The organism is Dietzia sp. Cai40 (assembly GCF_014145165.1).
Lineage (GTDB): Bacteria > Actinomycetota > Actinomycetes > Mycobacteriales > Mycobacteriaceae > Dietzia > Dietzia natronolimnaea.
In genome coordinates this window covers 1-3745 of sequence record NZ_JAALEB010000076.1, presented here as the reverse complement: position 1 = coordinate 3745, position 3745 = coordinate 1, and the positions used below count along the sequence as shown (strand labels likewise).

Sequence of the window (3745 nt, the reverse complement as noted above, 5' to 3'; positions counted from 1 at the left end):
GCGTGCAGCCGGTCGAAGGCCAGCATGATGAGATCGCGGCGGAAGGCCAGCAGCACGATCACCGTGAACGCCGAGACCGCCAACACCTGGACGAGGTCGGAATCGCGCACCCCGAGGACGCTGCCGAACAGGATCGAGTGCAGGTCCTGCCCGCTGGGGAACCGGGCGATGAGGACCAGTCCGAACGAGAACAGGGCGGTGAAGACGATGCCCATGGCCGCGTCCTCCCGCACCGTCCCCCCCTCTCGGACCGCGCCGATGAGCGCCACCGCGACCAGCGCGGCGATGAGTGCGCCGACCGCGAACGGGATGCCGATCAGGGCGGCGATCACCACACCGGGCAGGACGGCGTGGGAGACCGCGTCACCCATGAGAGACCAGCCCATGTGGACCAGCCAGCAGCTCAGCAACGCGCCGGCCACACCGGAGGCGGCCACCACGAGCAGGGCGCGCCGCATGAACTCGTAACTCATCGGCTCGACGAGCAGATCGATCATCACAGTGCTCCCTCGGCGGTCGGCGACCGGTCGTCGACGGCGGGCAGCCGCGCCCCGAGCAACGTGGACAGGATCTGGGGGGTGGTGGTCTCGGCCACGGGGCCGTGCGCCACCAGCCGACCGTTGAGCAGGGCGACCGAGTCCGCGAGCCGCTCGACCGTGCCCAGGTGGTGGGTGGAGACCAGTGCGGTCCGCCCCGAGGCGGTGAGCTCGCGCAGCACGTCGATGTAGACCTCCTCGCTGCCGGCGTCCATGCCGCTGAACGGTTCGTCGAGGAGCAGCAGCTCGGCCTCCTGGGCCAGGCAGCGGGCCAGCAGGACCCGTCGCCGTTGACCGCCCGAGAGCTCGCCGATGCGCCGCCCCGCGATCGGCGACAACCCGACCCGGTCCAGGGCCTCGTCGACCGCGAGTCGATCGGCGGCGGACGGGCGGCGCCACGGACCGGTGAAGCGGCGGCGGCCCTGCATGACCACCTCACCCGCGGTGACCGGGAAGCGCTCGTCGAGCCCGTCCGACTGGGGCACCGCCGCCACCCGTCCGGTGCGCAGCGCGCGCCGGACCGGGGAACCGAGGAGGCGCACCGATCCACCGGTCGGGGTGACCAGACCGAGCAGAGACTGGAGCAGGGTGGACTTCCCGGACCCGTTGGGGCCGAGCAGCACGGTGATCTCCCCGGTCGGCACCGAGAGGGACACCGAGTCGAGCGCGCGGATCTGGCCGCGGTCGACGGTGAGGTCGGTGACGACCACGGCGGGCGGGCCCGTGTGCGCCGAGAAGGGCAGTGGTCGGTCGGTCATGACGTCAGCTCCCGGGTGATGATCTCGAGGTCGTGGTCGAGCAGGTCGAGGTAGGTGGGCACCGGGCCGCTGGGGGCGGAGAGGGAGTCGACGTACAGCACCCCGGCGACCCTGCTGCCCGTCTCGTCCGCGACCTGCTCCATCGCCGCGTCGGAGACCGTCGACTCACAGAAGACGGCGGGGATCTCACGGTCACGCACCTCGTCGATCAGGGCGGTGACCTGACGCGGCAGCCCCTGGGACTCGCTGTTGACCGGCCACAGGTAGAGCTCCTCCAGGCCGAGGTCCCGGGCCAGGTAGGAGAACGCGCCCTCGCACGTGACCAGGACACGGCGGTCCTGCGGCACCGCCGCCACGGCCGCGCGGGCGCGGGACGCCAGCTCGTCGAGTTCGGCCACGTAGTCCTCGGCGCGAGCGAGGTACCCCTCGGCTCCCTCCGGGTCGACCTCGGTCAGGGCGCGGGCGATCGTCCGGATGTATCTCGCGCCCTCGTCGGGCGACATCCACGCGTGGGGGTTGGGCCGCCCGGTGTAGTTGCCGGAGCGCACCGGCAGCGGGTCGACCCCCTCGGAGGTGACCACGTGGCGTGCGTCGGTCCCGTCGATGAAGCGCAGCAGCCAGTCGTCCATGCCGAGACCGTTGCTCACCACCAGGTCCGCGCCCTCGACCCGCTTGAGGTCGTCGACGGACGGCTCGTACTGGTGGATGTCGGCGCCCGGGGTCGTCACCGACTCCACCCGGACCCGGTCCCCACCGACGCGGCGGGCCATGTCCGCGAGGATCGTGAAGGTCGTGGCCACCACGACCCTGTCGTCGGCCTCCCGGGCGGCGAACCGGGGCCGGTCGTCCACGTCGACCGCCCCCCAGGTGCCGGTGGTGCAGGCGGCCGCCACGATCGCGGTCGCGAGTGCGACGACGACCGCGGCCGCGGGGGACCAGGGTCGCCGGCGACCGGCCCGGGGATTGCGGCCCCCGGCCAGATGAGATTTCGGCATACCGAAATATTAAGTCAAAGTGGCGGAATATCCATACCGCCTGGGTAGCCCTGCTGCCTCCAGGCCTCGTAGACCACCACGGCGGCGGCGTTGGACAGGTTCATGGAGCGGCGACCCGCCAGCATGGGGATGCGCACCGTCGCGGTCACGCGCTCGTCGGCCAGCACGTCCGGGGCCAGACCGGTGGGCTCGGGCCCGAACAGCAGGACGTCACCGGGGGAGAACCGGACCTCCGGCAGCGAGCGGTCGGCCCGCACGGTGAACGCCCACACCCGCGCCGGGAGTAGTCGCGCGTACGCGGCCTCGAGATCCTCGTGGACCTCCACGTGCGCCAGGTCGTGGTAGTCGAGCCCCGCCCGCCGCAGTTGCGGTTCGGACAGGTCGAAGCCCAGTGGCCCGGCCAGATGGAGTTCACACCCCGCCCCCGCCGCCAGCCGGATCGCGTTGCCGGTGTTGGGGGGGATGCGGGGTCGGTCGAACAACACACGCACGCCGGCTCCGGTCATGGCGGCCATTCTCGCAGTGCGCTGGCGACGTGGCCGCTCCGGAGTGGGATACTGGCGCCCGTGACCGCTATCAAGCTGGACGGAAAGCTCACCCGCGACGAGATCGTCGCCGACCTCACCGACCGGGTCGCCGCGTTGCGCGACAAGGGCATCACCCCGGGGCTGGGAACGGTCCTGGTGGGCGACGACCCGGGCAGCCACTCCTACGTCAAGATGAAGCACCGCGACTGCGAGCAGGTCGGCATCGCCTCCATCCGGCGTGACCTGCCCGCCGAGACCGGTCAGGCCGAGCTCGAGGCCGTGATCGACGAGCTCAACGCCGATCCCGCGTGTACCGGGTACATCGTTCAGCTACCGCTGCCGAAGCACCTCGACGAGAACGCGATCCTCGAGCGCATCGACCCGGCCAAGGACGCGGACGGACTGCATCCCGTCAACCTCGGCAAGCTGGTCCTCAACGCGACGGCCCCTCTGCCGTGCACCCCCAACGGCGCCATCCACCTCCTGCGGCGATTCGGTGTCGAACTCGACGGGGCACACGTGGTGGTGATCGGCCGCGGGGTCACCGTGGGGCGCCCGATCGGGCTGATGCTCACCCGCCGCAGCGAGAACTCGACCGTCACCCTGTGCCACACCGGAACCCGGGACCTGGCCGCCGAGACGCGGCGGGCCGACGTGATCGTGGCCGCGGCCGGGGTGGCCCACATGCTCACGCCGGACATGGTCAAGCCGGGCGCGGCGATCCTCGACGTGGGGGTGTCCCGGCTCGACGGGAAGCTGGCCGGCGACGTCCACCCGGACGTGTGGGACGTCGCCGGTGCGGTCTCCCCGAACCCGGGTGGCGTCGGTCCGCTCACGCGGGCGTTCCTGCTGGCCAACGTGGTCGAGCGCTGCGAGCGGCTCGCCGCGGGGACGTCCTAGGCCCGCATGACCCACCCCGCCCCCGACCG

5 protein-coding genes are annotated in these 3745 nt (G+C 71.9%); 1 reads left to right on the top strand and 4 read right to left on the bottom strand.

Going from position 1 to position 3745, the window contains the following annotated elements; translation table 11 throughout:
* The 4 genes from G6022_RS03890 to G6022_RS03875 form a co-directional block, all read right to left on the bottom strand.
* A partial coding sequence (locus G6022_RS03890; RefSeq protein WP_182691025.1) for a metal ABC transporter permease occupies window positions 1-497 on the bottom strand: 497 nt, incomplete at its 3' end.
* The gene (locus tag G6022_RS03885) at window positions 497-1294 is read right to left on the bottom strand and encodes a metal ABC transporter ATP-binding protein (protein ID WP_182691023.1); all 798 of its coding nucleotides are present in this window, start codon (window positions 1292-1294) and stop codon (window positions 497-499) included. The genes G6022_RS03885 and G6022_RS03890, both read right to left, overlap by 1 nt.
* Window positions 1291-2289 carry a metal ABC transporter substrate-binding protein gene (locus G6022_RS03880; RefSeq protein WP_182639233.1) on the bottom strand — a complete coding sequence of 333 codons (999 nt, stop codon included), beginning with the start codon at window positions 2287-2289 and terminating at the stop codon, window positions 1291-1293. The genes G6022_RS03885 and G6022_RS03880 overlap by 4 nt, the downstream gene beginning before the upstream one ends.
* A 14-nt stretch (window positions 2290-2303) precedes the next feature.
* Window positions 2304-2795 carry a tRNA (cytidine(34)-2'-O)-methyltransferase gene (locus tag G6022_RS03875; protein ID WP_182610420.1) on the bottom strand — a complete coding sequence of 164 codons (492 nt, stop codon included), beginning with the start codon at window positions 2793-2795 and terminating at the stop codon, window positions 2304-2306.
* A 60-nt stretch (window positions 2796-2855) separates the two neighbouring features.
* On the opposite strand from G6022_RS03875, the gene G6022_RS03870 reads away from it, so the two are divergent.
* Window positions 2856-3716 carry a bifunctional methylenetetrahydrofolate dehydrogenase/methenyltetrahydrofolate cyclohydrolase gene (locus G6022_RS03870; RefSeq protein ID WP_182691021.1) on the top strand — a complete coding sequence of 287 codons (861 nt, stop codon included), beginning with the start codon at window positions 2856-2858 and terminating at the stop codon, window positions 3714-3716.
* Window positions 3717-3745: the final 29 nt, after the last annotated feature.

Coding starts and splice junctions, on each gene's coding strand:
- G6022_RS03885 (WP_182691023.1), bottom strand. CDS start 1,294: ATGACCGACCGACCACTGCCCTTCTCGGCGCACACGGGCCCGCCCGCC.
- G6022_RS03880 (WP_182639233.1), bottom strand. CDS start 2,289: ATGCCGAAATCTCATCTGGCCGGGGGCCGCAATCCCCGGGCCGGTCGC.
- G6022_RS03875 (WP_182610420.1), bottom strand. CDS start 2,795: ATGACCGGAGCCGGCGTGCGTGTGTTGTTCGACCGACCCCGCATCCCC.